This window comes from Minwuia sp. IMCC3009, from assembly GCF_029909415.1.
In the GTDB taxonomy this organism is placed as follows: domain Bacteria; phylum Pseudomonadota; class Alphaproteobacteria; order Minwuiales; family Minwuiaceae; genus Minwuia.
Map to the genome: position 1 here is coordinate 3,475,176 of NZ_CP123781.1, position 16,564 is coordinate 3,491,739.

A 16,564-nucleotide genomic window follows, 5' to 3' on the forward strand; every position below is an offset into this window, starting at 1 on the left:
GGCTGTCTTTCACGCACCGTTGGCCTAGGAGCGATGGTGTTCGGATGAATGTCGGCAATCTGCCCCAGTTCGCGCAGGTGCCGCGCTTCGGGAACTCTTCTGAAAATGTCTCAATTTCGCGATGCGGTGCTGTCGCGCCGCAGCATGTTGTCGCTGCTCATGGCCAACATGGGGGTGGCGGTCATGCCCCCATCCCTCAGGGCCACTACCCGGCAGGCTGCGGTGAAGGAATTTGATCTGCGCGCTGCGCCGGGGCATAGCCCATTGACCGCCGCTGCGTCTGACCAGACAGCTGTCTGGGCCTACAACAACAGCGTGCCAGGTCAGGAACTCCGCGTTCGCCAGGGTGACCGCGTTCGCGTGTCGGTGACCAATGACCTTGACGAGCCGACCACTGTCCATTGGCACGGAGTTCGGGTGCCCAATGCAATGGATGGGGTGCCCTATCTGACTCAGGCCTCCATCCAACCCGGTGGCAAGTTCATGTATGAATTCGATGCCGTGGATGCGGGGACCTATTGGTACCACCCACATCAGCGCAGCTTCGAGCAGGTCGGGCGCGGCTTGTACGGCCCGTTGATCATCGAAGAGCACGATCCTGTTCGGGTCGATCGCGATCTGACCTGGATGCTGGACGACTGGCGGCTGGGGCCGGATGGGTCGATCCGTGGTGACTTCGGCAACCGACACGACATGAGCCACAATGGCAGGGTGGGAAACACCGTGACTATCAACGGTCGCGCTCCCGGTGATCTTGTGGTGCGCTCAGGCGAGCGAATTCGCCTGCGCCTGGTCAATGCGGCCAATGCCCGGATATTTGCCCTCGATTTCGAAGGGCATGCGCCAATGGTCATCGCGCTTGATGGCCAGCCGGTCAGCCCGCATTCTCCGGCGAACGGGCAGGTCGTCATTGGCCCGGCCATGCGTGTCGATCTCATTCTCGACATGACGGACCGGCCCGGCAGCCGCAATGCCGTCATCGACCGCTTCTACAAAGGGCTCGAGTATCAACTGACGGAACTGACCTATGCGGCTGCGCCGCTCAGATCGAGCCCACCAGACTGGCCGATCGAGTTGCCGTCCAACGGGCTTCCGGAGCCTTCAATCGAATCCGCCATCAGGCATGAGGTCGTATTCAACGGCGGCATGATGGGGCGGATGGTCATGTCGGATATGGGCGGCAGCATGGGTGAAGGCCGGACCGGCGGCATGATGAACATGATGCGCGGTTCAGGCGTCTGGTTCGTCAACGGCGTTGCTGCTGAAGGTCATGTGCTGGAGCCGTTCCTGACCCTCGAGCAGGACCGAAGCCACATCATCTCCATGACGAACGCCACGGCCTGGCATCATCCGATTCATATGCACGGGCACTCGTTCCGGGTGATCGCACGGAGCGGCGAACCTACCCGCCATCGTGAATGGCAGGACACCGTGATGATGGCCCCGCGGGAGCGGGTCGACATAGCCCTGGTTGCCGACAATCCGGGCGACTGGATGTTCCATTGCCACATTCTCGAGCATCAGGCTGCCGGAATGATGGGCGTCATACGCGTTAGCTGATCTGCATCAAAGGAGAAATCAATCATGCGCAAACACCTTTCACTTGCTCTGCTCGGGCTGCTGATCTGGACAACTGCACCGGCATATGCCGAAGAATCATCGCGCGATGTAACGCTCTACAAGAACCCGCAATGCGGCTGCTGTGAGAGTTATGCCAGCTATCTGCGCGAGAACGGATTTACCGTCACCGTCAAGCCTACCCACGAACTGGCACAGCTCAGCCGAATGGCCGGAATTCCCGAGAATTTCGAAGGCTGTCACCTCTCGATGATTGACGGCTATGTCGTCAGCGGCCATGTGCCGGTTGCAAGCGTCGAAAGATTGCTCAGCGAGCAGCCGAAGATCGTCGGGATCACGCTGCCGGGCATGCCACAGGGTTCACCCGGGATGTCGGGCCGGAAGACGGAGCCTTTCACAACCTACGAAATCGGCTCTCAATCCCCGCGAATCTATGCTGTCGAATGATGCCGATGCCACCGTCCATGATCGGGACTGGCCATATGCGTGTCACCCTTGTCGCTACGCTGGCCGGCGTCTCGATGATGGCCGCCTGGCCGGGCCATGCTGGTCAGGCTGATCATGAAAACCCTCAACAGGTCGCACGTGGTGCCGAGGTATATGTCGCCTATTGCGCGTCCTGTCACGGCACGAATCTGGAGGGACAACCGAACTGGCGGTCTCGCAAGCCGGATGGGCGACTGCCGGCCCCGCCTCACGATGAAACCGGGCACACCTGGCATCATCCGGACGCGATCCTGTTCTCGATCACGCGGGACGGAACGGCAGCACATGCCCCTGCGGGATATCTGACGGACATGCCGGGTTTTGGAGACGTCCTCTCGGACGACGAGATCTGGTCTGTCCTTGCATACATCAAGTCCCGCTGGCCGAAACACATTACGGCCCGCAGGCAGGCTGCAATCAGGGAGAAGGCGAAATGATGGAACATATGGGCGGAATGATGTGGGGCATGGGTCTGGTCTGGATTCTAGTCATCCTGGTGCTGGGCCTCAGTGTAGCCGCTCTGATCAAGTACCTTCGATCCGGATCAGAAAGCCGGAGCGACAGTGATGACTGAATCCACCCTCCAGGAACCACAAGAAGACAGCGCCCCTGCAGGGAAATACCTGAGGTTTGCCGTTCCGCTACTCATCTTCAGCGTCATTGGCATTGCATTGGGCGTCGGACTGACCCTGGATCCGAAAAATATCCCATCAGCATTGATCGGCAAGCCTGTGCCGGTCTTTGATCTGCCTCCGGTTCTCGGACGCACACAGGGTCTTCAAAGTAGTGACCTTCAGGGGGACGTTGCCCTGCTCAATGTGTTTGCATCCTGGTGCACCGCATGCCGTGCGGAGCACCCCCTGTTCATGCGGCTGGCACGAGAGCAGACCGTTCCGATCCATGGACTGAATTACAAGGACCAGCCTCAGGACGCCGCAGCATGGTTGGAGCAGCTCGGCGACCCCTACACACGTACAGGCGCGGATATCAACGGGCGAGTGGGGATCGAATTCGGCGTCTACGGCGTCCCCGAAACATTCGTGATCGGTCGGGACGGTCGCATTGCCTACAAGCATATCGGACCTGTCACGCCTGACGCACTGACGAACACGATCCTGCCACTCGTCGAACGACTGAGAGAAAGCTCGGAGGGAATGGCTCAATGAGAATATCCGTTCTTGCATCATTTTTTCTTCTGTTCACCGCCGTTTCAGCGGGAGCTGAACCCACCACCATGCCGCTTCACGACGCAAAGCGGCCCGTTCCCGCCATCGTCTTTGCAGACGAAACGGGCAATCGCCTGACACTTGAGGACTGGCGCGACAAGGTCATCCTGCTCAACATCTGGGCGACATGGTGTCCGCCGTGCCGCCACGAAATGCCTACGCTGGACAGACTCCAGGGCAAACTTGGAGGAGAGAATTTTGAGGTTCTCGCCCTCTCAATAGACCGGGCAGGCCCGAAGGTGGTGCGGGCATTTTTCGACAAGATCGGAGTGAAGCACCTTCGGCTTCTCATCGATGAAACGGGCGCATCGGCCCGGAATCTAGGGGCCTACGGGCTACCGGTAACCTTGTTGATAGACCCCGACGGCGCGGAACTCTCACGAATAATCGGACCAGCCGAGTGGGACACACCCGAAATAATCGCATTCTTCGAAAAAACCATCGCGGCAGAGCGAGCAGGAAGGAAATAGTAATGGAACTCAATCAATCCAGTGAGCGGCTCAGAAGAAATTTCGTGAAAGGGTGGTCGCGGCTTCAAATGTCGCCTCGACGGCTTTCGTTGCTTGGTGTCGCGGGTGCTATCCTGATCGCCCTTCTGTACCAGAATTCGCTGATCGCGTTTGGCATTGCGCCAATTCTTATCAGCTTGTTGCCCTGCGTTCTGATGTGCGCGATGGGCCTTTGTATGCGCGGTTGTTCAGACAGGAAGTGCTCTGATCAACCCGTAGCCGACAATCAGCCGTCGGCGAAAGGCAGCATTCACTCGTGAACTGCCAACCCACCACCAACCCTTCGAAAGGAAAATATGATGTTCAAGATCGTTAAAGTACTCGCATTGACTGTGGCCATGGCAGGAATGGCCTCAGTCTCCGCCATTGCCGGTGCCGAAAAATCACCCGGTGGCACGATGGAGCATGGGTCCATGATGCAGAATGACATGCAGGAAGGCGAAATGGCCGGGATGATGAAAATGATGCAGCAGATGGCACCAATGATGGAAAAATGTAACAAAATGATGTCGGCCATGAGCGATCACATGAAGGCAGACAATCCTTCATCTGATGACAAGGGCTGATTAGCCAACCAGCGTCTGCCGCCTTCCGGGGCGGCAGACGCGCTCGCTTCATGGGAGCATCCGTATGCCATCAAAATTTTTCCCAATTCTCTTAGTCGCTGTTTTCCTGGTATTTGCCGGCCAAGCGACAGCAAATCATCCCGGTGAGTCTCTTGATGCTGAATTGACAGCAAAATCGAATTATTTCCAGATCATCGACAGACCAGCGCCGGACTTCCAACTCGCTGACCTGCGAGGTAATCCCGTGACGCTACGGGATCTCGCAGACAAGATCCTGATCCTGCATTTTGTATATGCCCGATGTCCCGATATCTGTCCGCTTCACGCGGAGAAAATCGCCGACGTGCAGAAAATGATCAACCAGACACCTATGAAAAATATGGTTCAGTTTATAACTATTACCACTGATCCAGAAAGGGATATTGCTGAAAATGTTATGAATTTTGGTGAATTACATGGATTGAATGAGGTCAATTGGTCCTTTCTAACCAAATTGCCAGATCAGGATGAGGCGGAAACGCGATCCCTCGTCCAGCAATATGGGCACAAATTCAAGGTCATGGATGATGGAATGCAAGTGCACGGCGTTGTTACTCATGTGATCGATCGTGGCGGTCGATGGGCTGCGAATTTTCATGGGCTGAATTTCGAGCCCGTGAACCTCCTACTCTACGTCAACGGTCTCTCCCATCGAGTTTGGCCGCCGAAATTGCAATCCAAACCAGGGTTCTGGGAGAGAATGAGGAACATGTTTTGAAGATCGATACACGCGCCGAAGAGAATGCGCCGATATCCGGACGAAATTGGCTGGTAAGCCTGCGGCGTTATTTCATCGTCAGCGCAATCGGCAATCTTGCGTGGGAATTCCTGCACCTTCCACTATACACAATCTGGACTGATTCCCCCTTCCGCGAGAATGCGTTTGCAGCCGTTCATTGCACCGCCGGTGACCTGTTGATCGCGTCGAGCACGCTCATATTGTCGCTACTGGCTTTGGGCCGGCACGACTGGCCGCAACAAGGTGTCAGACCGGTGATCGCCGCCACAATGACGATGGGGATCGCCTACACCATCTTCAGCGAATGGCTGAATATCGATGTTCGGTCAGCCTGGGCCTACCGGGAGGTCATGCCCGTGATGCCATGGCTCGGAACAGGCCTCAGCCCACTGCTACAATGGCTTGTGGTACCCGGCATGGCCTTCTGGTGGGCACTCAGGCCTGTGGCCAGCCTGAATGACGAAGCCAGATGACGGCAGAGCTGACATTGCTGGGTATCGGGGCCGCCTTTCTGGCGGGTTCCATTTCCTTTTTGTCACCCTGCGTGTTGCCACTCATACCAGGATACGTCTCCTATATCGCCGGTCAATCCTCTGGCCGGGCTTCCACGCGAGGAAGAAATAGAGAGACGATTGCTGCGATTGGCCTCAGTTTGTGCTTCGTCCTTGGATTTTCCACAGTATTCATCATACTCGGAGCCAGTGCGACCGCGCTCGGTCGCACATTGCTTGTTTATCAGTATGAGCTGAACATTGTCAGCGGAGCGGTCGTTGTTCTCTTTGGCCTGTTCATGCTGGGTGTCGCATCCGGTAGCTTCCTGCAACGGGACTTTCGCCTGCACCTTCAGATACCCGGTGGACGCCCGTTCTCTGCTTACGTGCTCGGTCTGGCTTTCGCGTTTGGCTGGACACCATGCATTGGGCCGATACTCGGGACGATCCTGATGACCAGCGCGGCCTCTGCAACGGTCGTGGAGGGGATCATCTTGCTTGCTATCTACTCCGCCGGACTTGGTGTCCCGTTTCTATTCGCCGCAGTGTTCACGGAAAAACTGGCCGGGCGGTTGCGTGCCGTTGGTCGTGTGGGCCGTCGCCTCCATCAGGGAGCGGGCCTAGTCGTAGTGATTGTGGGTGTGGCGATGATGAGCGGATACCTCTCGGCGTTTGCGTTCTGGCTACTGGGCACGTTTCCGGTTCTTGGGCAGATCGGTTAAACAGCCTGCCATCCCCGTCTATCTGGCTTCCCTGGTCGCGATTCTGAACAGAAAGAAAAGCTGAAGAATCGCGGCCACCAAGGAGATCATGAAAATGATGGATAGTCCGAACATCGAGATGATAATGCCCGCAAGCAGCGGCAACAGGAACGACGGTGCCGTGATCGCATTGAAATAGCCGGTATAGGCTGGACGCCTGTCGTCGGGTGAGATTTCCATCAGGAATCCGATAACCGCGATGGTCAGGCCATTGGCGAGCGCGCCGAGGACAAAAAATGTCCCGACGAACAGGAACAGCATCTGGTCGGGTCCAAAAAACTGAGCCGGTGCAAGAATCAAAATAGCGGCGGGCGGCAGGATCCTCCCGATCGAGACCACTCTCAACAGACTGACTTTGCCCAACCTGTCACCCCACCAGCCCCATATTACATTTGAGCCGAGACTGCCTGCGGTTTGAGCGCCCAGCAACAACGCGACGTTCTCGAGGCTTACTCCGACGGAATCAGCCTGCACGACATAGAAAGGCATTGCCATCAGCACGGCACCACCGCACCATTGCGCGTATACGAATTTTCGAAAATTCAGGTCAGTTCGGAACACGGTCACGCCATCCCTCAGGTACTGGAAGAATGTGGATCTGCTCGCCTTATCAGAAGCCGCCTGCGGCTCCCCCATTGCGGAAAACACGACAGACGACAGAAACATCAAAGCCGCGGCAACTGTGATGATTGCTGCATAGGAAAGGGGAAAGGCGAGGGTCCCGACCACGTGGTCGGCAATGGCCACGACCGCCAATGCGAGGAGGCCGCCGCCGAAAAAGCGCGTGGCCAGCAGACGGCTTCTCAGTTCCGAGGGAACTGATCGCGCGACAATATCAGTGTAAGGCACCGCAACTATTCCGCTAGTGAATGCATATGCAGTCCAGATCAACATCACAAGAACGGCCAGCAGATGTGTCTGCAGTCCGGCTCCAAAAAAAAGGACCGCTGCCAGCGCCGCCATCCACCCCGCACGTCCGAATGCGCCGATGAAATAATAGCGCATGCTGGCACCACTGCGTTGTGCCAGGAAGCCAACAAAAAGTTGTGGAAACAACCAGCCAAATCGCAGGATCGCGGTAACGGCTCCGACCAGAATGGGATTGCCTGTCAGTTGAAAGATCAGTGCGGACATGATGGTTGCTGAATCAACTGCGGCTGACCCTGCCTGAAATGTGATGCCTGCCGTCGCAACACTTCTGAACCGGCCACGGGTGCTCATTTTCCGCTCCAGTTTGCTGGGTCCACAAAAATGCCGAACCAGATGGACCAGGCCCCGAGCAAAACGAAGATGGCCCCAACAAACCAACCATTCCTTTTCAATCGTGCACCCAGATTTTGAAGCCAGACTGCAAATCGGGGTACGGCTGCGAACACAGCCAGTGGTGATGAAAGGAAGAGGCCAAAGAAAAACATCATAGCAAACCCGGTTGCTACTGTGCCGACAGTCGCGGCCAATCCGAGCAATCCGAACAAGATCGGCGCAGCACAGGCAGGTATATTCAAACCGAAAGCCAACCCCAGAACGAATGGGCTCTTGGCGCGTCTCCATGATGCGGGCGCAAGGTCGACCTTGTGTTTGATAAGGCCGCCCTTACCGAGCAACAAAGCCAGCCCGACTATCAGGTAGATTACGCCGAACAGAAGCCAGGCTCCGGTCTGCGCGCCGATCAAATTTGGACCGAGAAATGCGACAAGCGCTCCAAACAACCCTGTGATCAGGGAGCGGGCAGCAACGAACGTCAGTAACGCGCGAATCTTTTCGCGGCGGCTCCGTTCATTCTGGGTATCAAGAAACAGGAGATGTCCGCCAATCGTACATGGCTCAATGAACCCCAGCAGACCGAGGCCAACTGGCAGCAGAACAAGCTCGAGTGCGGTGAATTCCACGATCCCTCCCAATTCAGCCGAAGAGTCGCCCATTCAGCGACTGGACTGTGAAATTGAAGCCAATGAAACTCGGTTTCATCTCCTTGCTCTGGAGCGGAGCAAGAAGCGGAAAACTCTAACAAAGATCGGGGGACAGCGGAGCGCATCATTCATAATCTGTCTGCCCGATGCATGGCATCACCGAGCAGTAGAAAACGCCGAACCTCCTCGTAGCGTATTCGGACGTCTTCCATGGATTGGTAGTAGCCAAAGAGCTCCTTCAGCGGCGCCGAGAAGTCCTTGTATGCGGCGAGTACTGCCACAAGAGCGCCAAGCGTCAGGCTGCCCTTGATCACAAGAAAGCCGCCAATCGAATAGAAAAATATCGGCGTCAGAGCGGTGAGAAAATTGTTCAGAGCCTTCATAAAAAACTTCGCCCTGTGGATATTGATCCGAATGGTTTCGATTTTCCGCAAGGATCCCGCCGCGAGAATCAGATCGGTGCTTTCTCTTTCAACTTTGGCAGCCTGCTCACCCAGAACACCGCCAAGCGCCCGCAGCTCCGCCACCCTCTGACGGGAGAGTCTATTGAGGCGGCGCTGCATCTTCGGGATGATCAAAAGTTGAACCGGCAGAAGGACAAGCGCCGCAGCGCCAAGGACCGGCTCCTGAGCAAACATGAACACGAGAATGGTAATGAACGTGCCGCCCTGAAACATCGGCAGGGAGAAGGCGTCTGATGCAAACCCGCCAATGGGTTCGACTTCCTGCGCCACCAGCGGTATCACCTCTGACCGTCGCGTCGGGCCATGACCACGACGCCAGAGCCGGACGATCAGAAGTCTCAAGCGACGAAGTAGCCGCTCACCAACACGGCCCTTGAAGACATTCATGATGTATTTCAGGAACCCGTTTGCGATCACTGCAATCAGGAAAATACCACACAAAATGAACAGGTGTTCAATCTGACTGATATCGTAACCAATGAATGACGCAGGCACATGTTCGTCAGCCAAGGCACTGTTGATGATCAGCTTTGGCAGCTCCAGTGTTGCATACAATACTGGCATCGACAGAAGCCCCAAGAGTACGAGGCCCACCTGTTCCTTTCGCGAATACGAAATGATGTAGCGGAATACATTCGTCGGGAGATATAGCAGTCCATCTGGCCCAGGTCGTGCCATGTGACGATTGCGAAGGCGGCGGCGGATACCTGTCACAGTCAATGCAACAGCCAGAAACCCCAACGCCAATGGCATAGCTATCAATACAACATGTAAGAGAGGGTGGAGCCACACTGGGGATCCATCACCAAGCTGAAGCCCGATGAATGTCATCGCCCAATGCAGAACATCGTCAAGATTGTTCATGCAACAGATTCAAGAATTCTGATGTGAAAGATGTGAAAGACGTAGGCATTCACGAGCTGTGCAGCCCGGCAGCAGATGGGCGCTACCGGGCTGAACAAATCAGAAGAGAAACCGTGCACCAATCACGAAGAACACCGCACCAGCGTCCTCACCTCCGGCCCTGGCCAGATCCGCTGTCGCGCCAAACTTCCGTTCGTAATGAACGCCGACATAGGGCGAGACCAGACGGTCAACGAGGTCGTAACTCAGTCGTCCGCCCACTTCGAGCGTCGGGGCGAAAGCACCATTGCCAACCGCCGGATCATCCGTGAACGGGATATCCAGTTCGATGCTGGGCACGAAGATGATCCGGTTCGTGATCAGCCCTTCATACTCAACTTCGAACCGCGCAGACGGATTGTCGGAGATGAACAGATCAGCATCGACTTCGAACCACTGCTTCGTCAGCCCATGCAGACCGATCACACCATGGATCCGGTCGGGACCTTCCGGTGTATCCAATCGCACACCAACCACGGCGTCAAAGAAGTCCGAGATTGGAGTCTGCAGTCGAAGCTGGTTCTCCAGCGTCTCGAAACTGTCTTCGGCAATGGCATATTCGGCCTCGCTTCGAAAGACGAACTTCAATTCGTCCCTACCCACCATTGCGTCGAAGTCCCAGGCAAAGATATCCGACCCTTCATTGATACGATATTCGGCCTGTTCGGCCTGGATACCCCAGACAATTGGCTCTGCGAATGCAGAGGCCGGAATGAACAGTGCTGGAGCAACGAGCGCGCCAGTTACCAGTTTCAGAAGTTTCCGCATCAATCAGCCCTTCCCATCGGCAGACAGAGAGGCTGCCTTGTCAGATGGTCCGCCTTCGACAATCACCTTGCGGAACATGCCGGTATCAGCGTGATAGGAAAGATGGCAATGGAAGGCCCACTCACCCGGCGCATCGACCTCTGTCTCCATGTAAACCGTAGTGCCTGGCGCGACACTGACGACATGCTTGATCGGATTCCATTTGCCGGCGCCGACGTCGAGAATCGACCACATGCCGTGCAGATGCATCGGATGCGTCATCATTGTTCCATTGATGAACTTGAAGCGCACACGCTCTCCGTACTGCAATACAATCGGGTCTGCGTCTTTGTACTTCACACCATTAATGGACCAGATATAGCGCTCCATGTTGCCCGTCAGTTCCATTTTGATCTCCCTAGTAGGCGGGCGATCCACGTAGAGAGGGTTCTGGGCCTTGAGATCTGCGTAGGACAGGAACTTGCCGCCATTCGCAGCTTCCGGCGTCAGACCGCTGCCAGGTGCATAGAATGGGTCCGCGCCCTTGGCCATTGCGCCATGGCCCATCTTCGAATGGTCCATCCCGCCGTCCTTCATCGGCATGTCATGGCCCATCTTCGAATGGTCCATCCCGCCGTCCTTCTTCGGCATGTCATGGCCCATCTTGGAGTGGTCCATCCCGCCGTCCTTCTTCGGCATGTCATGGCCCATCTTGGAGTGGTCCATCCCGCCGTCCTTCTTCGGCATGTCATGACCCATCTTGGAGTGGTCCATCCCGCCGTCCTTCTTCGGCATGTCATGGCCCATCTTGGAGTGGTCCATCCCGCCGTCCTTCATCGGCATGTCATGGCCCATCTTGGAGTGGTCCATCCCGCCGTCCTTCTTCGGCATGTCATGGCCCATCTTGGAGTGGTCCATCCCGCCGTCCTTCTTCGGCATGTCATTACCCATCTTGGAATGGTCCATGCTTTCGCCGGTAATGGCAGCCAGGGTGTCGTGACCGCCAGAGCCATGGCCGCCGTGTCCGCCCCCATCAGACATGTCCATGCCCGACATATTCATTCCGGACATCCCCATGTCCGCCATGGTCAGCAACGGATCCTTGCGCATCTCCGGCACTTCTGCTGTCTGGCCCTCTTGGGAGGCCAGCGTTCCGCGGGCATACGCGGTGCGCCCCATCGATTCACCGAATATGGTGTAAGCCCTGTCCTCGGTCGGCTGGACAATCACATCGTATGTCTCAGCGACAGCGATGCGAAGTTCATCGACAACCACGGGCTGAACATTCTGACCATCCGCTTGCACCACCGTCATCTTCAGCCCTGGAATGCGGAGATCGAAGTAGGTCATTGCCGAGGAATTGATGAAGCGAAGGCGTACACGCTCGCCAGACTTGAACATACCGGTCCAATTCTGATCCGGTCCCTTGCCGTTGATCAGTGGCGTGTAGCCGTGAACATCCTCGATGTCAGTCGGCATCATGCGCATCTCGCCCCAGTCGCCCCGATCCGAGAGTGCCTTGTCGAGGCCCTTTTCTCCGGCGTCATCGAAGAAATCGAGCAACGTGCGTTGCTTTCGATTGTAGTAGTCCGGCATCATCTTGAGGTTGCGCAAGATGCGGTCGCCCGAATGCGGATGCGCATCTGTCAACTGGACCACGTACTCGCGGTCATAGCTGTAGGGTTCGCGCTCCTTTGGTTCGATGACAAGAGCGCCATAGGCTCCGTCCGGCTCCTGAAAGCCTGAATGGCTGTGGAACCAGTAGGTGCCGTTCTGCACGATCGGAAACCTGTAGGTAAAAGTTTCACCAGGCTTGATGCCGTCATAGCTGATCCCCGGGACACCGTCCTGCTGATAAGGCAGGATCAGGCCGTGCCAGTGGACAGACGTGTCCTCGGACAGGTTGTTTGTCACGTTGATGGTGACATCTTCACCTTCCTTGAACCGCAGAACCGGACCAGGCGTTGCGCCGTTGTAGCCGATGCCCGTCTTGGTGAAGTTCCCGGTGTCGATCTCCACACGATCAACTGTGAGATTGTACTCGCCAGCGAGCGCCGGGGCTGAAAGCCCCAGCGCCACAATGGCGGCAGTCAGATTGCGAATACGCATGTTGATGCCTCCATTCGACCTGTCAGTCGTTGAGCTTGATCGGTCCGACCATGCCGGACTGATAATGGCCTGGGACGTTGCAGGCGAACTCGAGCTTCGCCTCTGTGTCGAATGTCCAGACAATCTCCGCTGACTGCCCGGGCTCCAGCAACGCGCTGTTGGCGTGATCGTGGCTCATGCCGCCCTCTCCGTGCTGCATCTTGTCATGACGGATCCTGTCAATCTCCAGCACCCCCTTCTCCATCATCTCCATCATCTGCGGCTGGTGTTCCGCATGAGATTTCGGAGTTCCGATATTGAACTCGTGAACAAGTTCTCCCTTATTCACGACAACGAAACGGACTGTCTCACCTTCCTTGATCTCAAGCTTCTCAGGCTTGTAGTAGGTGTCATACATTTCCACGGTTATCGAGCGGGTCGTGGCAGACGCCTTTCCCGGGTAACCGATTTCTGATTTTTCGGATTTCTTGTCGCCATGTCCGCCGTCATGCGAGCCAGCGGCAAAGGTTGTCTGAGTCATGCCCGAAACGAGCATCGTGGAGAGGGCAAGGGCCACAAGGCCTCTGCGCTTACGGGAAAATTTCATGATCTTTGGTTCTTTCGCGTTGTTTCAAGCTTATACCGCCCGAAAGAGCGTGCGCTCTTCAGGCAATCCAGTGCGTGGGAATAAGCTTCAAACTCGCGGTGGTGGCGGATCAAATGATGGAGATTGACCGTCGAGAACAAGGTCTTCGGGAAGGTGATTTCCGGAGCTGCCGTCCGCCAAGTTCGCGAATGTCATAGATCCGGGAACGCTCATCGCGGTCGTACAGTGGCCCACGATCATGTCACAGCAGAGTACGATATCCGCCTGACCACAATCCGTATCCATTTCTGCACATGTATGGCTATCGGATTGTGGCGTCTCGGAACCTGCGGCACCGACCATCGCATCATGATGGTCCTTCGCTGTGACAAACTGAGGCGCCATCAGCAAAGCAATCAGTGCAAACGTGAGCAGAGAGCGTATCATGTAGCCCAAATATACCTTCCACTTACAGGAAGGTCAATTGGTGGCATCACACAATTGACCCCTTTTGCAGCTTGTATCGCCCGATCGTCTGCGTCGATTGCACCAAGGGCATCGTCACTTGGTATATGCAGGTCCAATGGCGTCAAATGCAGCTGGATGTCGATCCTGAACCAACCGTGTGATAGATTGACGGCATGGATATCTAATTGGTGTTTGATACTTATCGATCAGATATGCAGCCCATGATTGCACAACAATGAGAGGTGGTTCGGTTCGTTTGAACAGTTTCGAGCCGTTTCTTAGGTGGATTTTCCGCTTGGTTATGCCGCCACCGGGATTGGTTGCAACTTGATGTGATATGCCTGATCGGGCGTTTGCCCTTCCAGCGATGAATGCGGTCTCCTTGTGTTGTAGAAGGCCAGGTATCGGTCGATGCCCTGTCGGGCGGCTGACACGCTTTCATAGGCGTGCAGATAGACCTCCTCGTATTTGACGCTGCGCCAGAGCCGTTCGACAAACACGTTATCGCGCCAAGCGCCCTTGCCATCCATGCTGATCTGGATGTCGGCGTCCTTCAGCGCCTTGATGAAGTCAATGGACGTGAACTGTGATCCTTGGTCCGAGTTCATGATCTCCGGCTTGCCATATCTGCGCAGGGCATCATTCAAGGCCTCCAGACACGGCGCTGTTTCCAGCGTCACCGACAGCCGCCAGGCCAGAACCTTGCGGCTGAACCAGTCCAGAACGGCGACCAGATAGACGAACCCTCGGGCCATGGGAATGTAGGTAATATCCATGGCCCAGACCTGATTGGGCTGCGTCACGGCCAGCTTGCGCAGCAGGTAGGGATAGATCCTGTGACCGGGCGCAGGCTTGCTGGTGTTCGGTCTGCGATAGAGCGCCTCAATGCCCATCGTTTTCATGCAGGTTGCCACGTGCAGCCGCCCGGCCGTGAAGCCTTCCTGCCGCAGCAACCCTTTCATCATACGGCTGCCCGCGAACGGGTAGTCCATGTGCAACTCGTCAATTCTGCGCATAAGCTTGAGGTCCGCCGCACTGGTCGGGCGCGGCGCGTAATACAGGCTGCCCCGGCTGATCCCGAGAAGCCGGGCTTGCCGTGTCAGGCTCAGCCTGTGGTCCGGGCCCGTCATTTCCTTGCGCTCGGCAACAGACCGGCCTTGTCGAGCGCGCCCTCTAAAAAATCGTTTTCCAGCGCCAGCTGGCCAATCTTCGCGTGCAGGGACTTTACGTCGATCTGCGGCTCTTTCGCGGCCTTTGGCGTGTCATCGAAGACACCCGTTACGCCCTCAAGCAGCTGATCCTTCCACTGCTTGATCTGATTGGGATGCAGGTCGAACTGCGTCGCCAGCTCGCTCATCGTCCTGTCGCCCTTCAGCGCCGCCAATGCGACTTTCGCTTTGAAGGCAGGGCTGTGGTTCCGCCTGGGTCGTCTTGTCATCTTCGCTCCTTCGTCCCGGCAACGCTGCCGGATTGGGAGCAGAAAATCCACCTAACTCAACTGTCCAGATTTGTCGGGCCACCTCTTGAATACGGAAGATGTTCAGTGCGATAGCCAGAAATCCGGCACCCGCAATACTGGCGATCCAGACCCCAACAGTCACCAGAGCGCCGTCGAACTGCCAGACTGGCAGGCCTTCACTCAGGCCCCAAGCAAAGGCTCCTGCAACAAGAACTTGAACTAACGGTGGAACCTTCATCGAACCGCTCCTCTCTTGACGATGGCGGTAATGTAATTGCTCTAGTGACTATAGGTTCAAGAGAAAAATGAAGCCTCCGCGTTTCATCGATCATCCGCGAGTTCCAATGCACACGGAACAGCTCGACAGCCCCCGTGTTCAGTCGTTCAAATCCTGATGATCAGTGAGGCATTCCGAGTGATCACGAAGCACTTCGAGGACCCTGCAATCACTTGTATGACCGCCGCTGCATTCCCGAACCATGCGTTTCAGCTCCGTACGCAAGGCATCGAGGCGCGACAGTCGCTGTTCGACCTGTTTGAGCTGTCGGCGTGCGATGGCATCGGCCTCGTTGCAAGGCCGGTCAGGATTGTCGCTGAGATCCAGAAGCTCCCGAATGGCGTCCAGCGAAAACCCTAGTTGCCTTGAGTGACGAATGAACGAGAGGCGGTCAAGCTCGGCGTCCCCATAGCGTCGTTGACCGCCTTCTGTCCTTCCCGGTTCCGGCATCAGTTCAATCTGCTCGTAGTAGCGAATGGTTTGAACCTTGGTTCCTGTCTTCTTCGCAAGTTTGCCGATGGTGAGCATTGGTAGCCTCCTGATATCTATAGCTACTATAGAAATGTGCGCTGGAGAAGCCGTAGTGTTTTTCGTCTTGACCCTCTAGCTGCTAGAGCATTTATCCAAGCATCCAATTGCGGATTGGGTTTGGGCAAACGGGTATGCGACTTTCAATAGTTCGAAGGGCTCTGTGGGTTCTGGCGGGTGTCGCCCTCCTGGCTTTCATTGCTCTTCAATGGGAAACGATAAGGCAGATTGAGAAACGCGAAGAAGCTGCTGAACCGGCTTTTCGCGCAGCATTTCAACTGACCGACCATCAAGGTGTCGTTCGAACGGAGAAGGATTATCAGGGACGCTGGATGCTGGTGTTTTTCGGCTTCGCCAATTGCCCCGATATCTGCCCGACAACCTTGGCCGAAGTTGCTGCGGTCATGGAAAGTCTGGGAGATCAGTCTTCCGATGTGCAGCCAATCTTCATATCGATCGATCCTGAGCGGGACACCCCGGAAGCCCTGGCTGAGTTTATGCCCTTGTTTGGGGCCGGCATCGTTGGGCTCACAGGTACGCCGGACCAGATTGCCAGCACCGCCGAAACTTTCCCGATCTTCTACGAGAAGATTGAAGAAGCTTCTGCGCCGGGCGGCTACACAATGAGCCATACATCGCATCTCCTGTTGTTTGATCCTCAGGCGGGGTTTGCAGATTCGTGGCCTTATGGCACGGCGGCGGAGGAAATTCTTGCCGATCTGAAAGCGAGGCTTTGACA

General features: G+C 56.1%; 20 protein-coding genes. 12 read left to right on the forward strand and 8 right to left on the reverse strand.

Annotated elements, in window-relative coordinates; genetic code table 11:
* Window positions 1-105: 105 nt before the first annotated feature.
* From QGV55_RS16235 to QGV55_RS16285, 11 genes are all read left to right on the forward strand, one after another.
* Complete coding sequence (locus QGV55_RS16235; RefSeq protein ID WP_281019602.1) at window positions 106-1,560, forward strand: multicopper oxidase family protein; 1,455 nt, start codon at window positions 106-108, stop codon at window positions 1,558-1,560.
* A 24-nt stretch (window positions 1,561-1,584) separates the two neighbouring features.
* A complete protein-coding gene (locus tag QGV55_RS16240; RefSeq protein WP_281019601.1) occupies window positions 1,585-2,025 on the forward strand; it encodes a DUF411 domain-containing protein in 441 nt (146 codons plus the stop codon).
* Between the two features lie 35 nt (window positions 2,026-2,060).
* Window positions 2,061-2,501: a c-type cytochrome gene (locus QGV55_RS16245; protein WP_281019600.1), complete on the forward strand. Its 441-nt coding sequence runs from the start codon at window positions 2,061-2,063 to the stop codon at window positions 2,499-2,501.
* Window positions 2,498-2,638: a hypothetical protein gene (locus QGV55_RS16250; protein ID WP_281019599.1), complete on the forward strand. Its 141-nt coding sequence runs from the start codon at window positions 2,498-2,500 to the stop codon at window positions 2,636-2,638. The genes QGV55_RS16245 and QGV55_RS16250 overlap by 4 nt, the downstream gene beginning before the upstream one ends.
* A complete protein-coding gene (locus tag QGV55_RS16255; RefSeq protein WP_281019598.1) occupies window positions 2,631-3,230 on the forward strand; it encodes a DsbE family thiol:disulfide interchange protein in 600 nt (199 codons plus the stop codon). The genes QGV55_RS16250 and QGV55_RS16255 overlap by 8 nt, the downstream gene beginning before the upstream one ends.
* On the forward strand, window positions 3,227-3,760 hold the full coding sequence (locus QGV55_RS16260) for a TlpA disulfide reductase family protein (RefSeq protein ID WP_281019597.1): 534 nt from the start codon (window positions 3,227-3,229) through the stop codon (window positions 3,758-3,760). The genes QGV55_RS16255 and QGV55_RS16260 overlap by 4 nt, the downstream gene beginning before the upstream one ends.
* A 2-nt stretch (window positions 3,761-3,762) precedes the next feature.
* On the forward strand, window positions 3,763-4,059 hold the full coding sequence (locus tag QGV55_RS16265) for a hypothetical protein (protein WP_281019596.1): 297 nt from the start codon (window positions 3,763-3,765) through the stop codon (window positions 4,057-4,059).
* A gap of 39 nt (window positions 4,060-4,098) precedes the next feature.
* Complete coding sequence (locus tag QGV55_RS16270; protein WP_281019595.1) at window positions 4,099-4,365, forward strand: hypothetical protein; 267 nt, start codon at window positions 4,099-4,101, stop codon at window positions 4,363-4,365.
* Between the two features lie 64 nt (window positions 4,366-4,429).
* Window positions 4,430-5,122, forward strand: a complete 693-nt coding sequence (locus QGV55_RS16275) for an SCO family protein (RefSeq protein WP_281019594.1) — start codon at window positions 4,430-4,432, stop codon at window positions 5,120-5,122.
* Window positions 5,119-5,616, forward strand: a complete 498-nt coding sequence (locus tag QGV55_RS16280) for a hypothetical protein (protein ID WP_281019593.1) — start codon at window positions 5,119-5,121, stop codon at window positions 5,614-5,616. Before QGV55_RS16275 ends, QGV55_RS16280 begins: the two co-directional genes overlap by 4 nt.
* A complete protein-coding gene (locus tag QGV55_RS16285; protein ID WP_281019592.1) occupies window positions 5,613-6,356 on the forward strand; it encodes a cytochrome c biogenesis protein CcdA in 744 nt (247 codons plus the stop codon). Before QGV55_RS16280 ends, QGV55_RS16285 begins: the two co-directional genes overlap by 4 nt.
* Window positions 6,357-6,374: 18 nt before the next feature.
* On the opposite strand, the gene QGV55_RS16290 is transcribed toward QGV55_RS16285, so the two are convergent.
* The 8 genes from QGV55_RS16290 to QGV55_RS16325 form a co-directional block, all read right to left on the reverse strand.
* Window positions 6,375-7,616, reverse strand: coding sequence for an MFS transporter (locus tag QGV55_RS16290; RefSeq protein ID WP_281019591.1), 1,242 nt, complete (start codon window positions 7,614-7,616; stop codon window positions 6,375-6,377).
* Window positions 7,613-8,284 (reverse strand): cytochrome c biogenesis protein CcdA, encoded by a 672-nt coding sequence (locus QGV55_RS16295; protein WP_281019950.1) that lies wholly within the window; start codon window positions 8,282-8,284, stop codon window positions 7,613-7,615. Before QGV55_RS16295 ends, QGV55_RS16290 begins: the two co-directional genes overlap by 4 nt.
* Before the next feature lie 149 nt (window positions 8,285-8,433).
* On the reverse strand, window positions 8,434-9,633 hold the full coding sequence (locus QGV55_RS16300) for an ABC transporter transmembrane domain-containing protein (protein WP_281019589.1): 1,200 nt from the start codon (window positions 9,631-9,633) through the stop codon (window positions 8,434-8,436).
* A 99-nt stretch (window positions 9,634-9,732) separates the two neighbouring features.
* The gene (locus QGV55_RS16305) at window positions 9,733-10,440 is read right to left on the reverse strand and encodes a copper resistance protein B (protein WP_281019588.1); all 708 of its coding nucleotides are present in this window, start codon (window positions 10,438-10,440) and stop codon (window positions 9,733-9,735) included.
* A 3-nt stretch (window positions 10,441-10,443) separates the two neighbouring features.
* Complete coding sequence (locus tag QGV55_RS16310; RefSeq protein ID WP_281019587.1) at window positions 10,444-12,528, reverse strand: copper resistance system multicopper oxidase; 2,085 nt, start codon at window positions 12,526-12,528, stop codon at window positions 10,444-10,446.
* 22 nt (window positions 12,529-12,550) lie between these two features.
* The gene (locus QGV55_RS16315) at window positions 12,551-13,114 is read right to left on the reverse strand and encodes a cupredoxin domain-containing protein (protein WP_281019586.1); all 564 of its coding nucleotides are present in this window, start codon (window positions 13,112-13,114) and stop codon (window positions 12,551-12,553) included.
* A gap of 746 nt (window positions 13,115-13,860) precedes the next feature.
* Window positions 13,861-14,999 (reverse strand): IS3 family transposase gene (locus QGV55_RS16320; RefSeq protein ID WP_281015974.1). Its coding sequence is split into 2 segments (ribosomal slippage): window positions 13,861-14,735 and window positions 14,735-14,999, totalling 1,140 coding nucleotides; the frame shifts between segments, so codons are not numbered across the junction.
* 397 nt (window positions 15,000-15,396) lie between these two features.
* Window positions 15,397-15,825, reverse strand: a complete 429-nt coding sequence (locus tag QGV55_RS16325; protein ID WP_281019585.1) for a helix-turn-helix domain-containing protein — start codon at window positions 15,823-15,825, stop codon at window positions 15,397-15,399.
* 134 nt (window positions 15,826-15,959) lie between these two features.
* Between QGV55_RS16325 and QGV55_RS16330 the strand changes: the two genes are divergently transcribed.
* Window positions 15,960-16,562 carry an SCO family protein gene (locus tag QGV55_RS16330; RefSeq protein ID WP_281019584.1) on the forward strand — a complete coding sequence of 201 codons (603 nt, stop codon included), beginning with the start codon at window positions 15,960-15,962 and terminating at the stop codon, window positions 16,560-16,562.
* The last annotated feature ends 2 nt before the right edge of the window (window positions 16,563-16,564 follow it).

Bases quoted from the DNA above. Each gene is read 5' to 3' on its own strand.
- QGV55_RS16235 (WP_281019602.1), top strand. From the start codon at position 106: ATGTCTCAATTTCGCGATGCGGTGCTGTCGCGCCGCAGCATGTTGTCG.
- QGV55_RS16240 (WP_281019601.1), top strand. From the start codon at position 1,585: ATGCGCAAACACCTTTCACTTGCTCTGCTCGGGCTGCTGATCTGGACA.
- QGV55_RS16245 (WP_281019600.1), top strand. From the start codon at position 2,061: ATGCGTGTCACCCTTGTCGCTACGCTGGCCGGCGTCTCGATGATGGCC.
- QGV55_RS16250 (WP_281019599.1), top strand. From the start codon at position 2,498: ATGATGGAACATATGGGCGGAATGATGTGGGGCATGGGTCTGGTCTGG.
- QGV55_RS16255 (WP_281019598.1), top strand. From the start codon at position 2,631: ATGACTGAATCCACCCTCCAGGAACCACAAGAAGACAGCGCCCCTGCA.
- QGV55_RS16260 (WP_281019597.1), top strand. From the start codon at position 3,227: ATGAGAATATCCGTTCTTGCATCATTTTTTCTTCTGTTCACCGCCGTT.
- QGV55_RS16265 (WP_281019596.1), top strand. From the start codon at position 3,763: ATGGAACTCAATCAATCCAGTGAGCGGCTCAGAAGAAATTTCGTGAAA.
- QGV55_RS16270 (WP_281019595.1), top strand. From the start codon at position 4,099: ATGTTCAAGATCGTTAAAGTACTCGCATTGACTGTGGCCATGGCAGGA.
- QGV55_RS16275 (WP_281019594.1), top strand. From the start codon at position 4,430: ATGCCATCAAAATTTTTCCCAATTCTCTTAGTCGCTGTTTTCCTGGTA.
- QGV55_RS16285 (WP_281019592.1), top strand. From the start codon at position 5,613: ATGACGGCAGAGCTGACATTGCTGGGTATCGGGGCCGCCTTTCTGGCG.
- QGV55_RS16290 (WP_281019591.1), bottom strand. From the start codon at position 7,616: ATGAGCACCCGTGGCCGGTTCAGAAGTGTTGCGACGGCAGGCATCACA.
- QGV55_RS16300 (WP_281019589.1), bottom strand. From the start codon at position 9,633: ATGAACAATCTTGACGATGTTCTGCATTGGGCGATGACATTCATCGGG.
- QGV55_RS16305 (WP_281019588.1), bottom strand. From the start codon at position 10,440: ATGCGGAAACTTCTGAAACTGGTAACTGGCGCGCTCGTTGCTCCAGCA.
- QGV55_RS16310 (WP_281019587.1), bottom strand. From the start codon at position 12,528: ATGCGTATTCGCAATCTGACTGCCGCCATTGTGGCGCTGGGGCTTTCA.
- QGV55_RS16315 (WP_281019586.1), bottom strand. From the start codon at position 13,114: ATGAAATTTTCCCGTAAGCGCAGAGGCCTTGTGGCCCTTGCCCTCTCC.
- QGV55_RS16325 (WP_281019585.1), bottom strand. From the start codon at position 15,825: ATGCTCACCATCGGCAAACTTGCGAAGAAGACAGGAACCAAGGTTCAA.
- QGV55_RS16330 (WP_281019584.1), top strand. From the start codon at position 15,960: ATGCGACTTTCAATAGTTCGAAGGGCTCTGTGGGTTCTGGCGGGTGTC.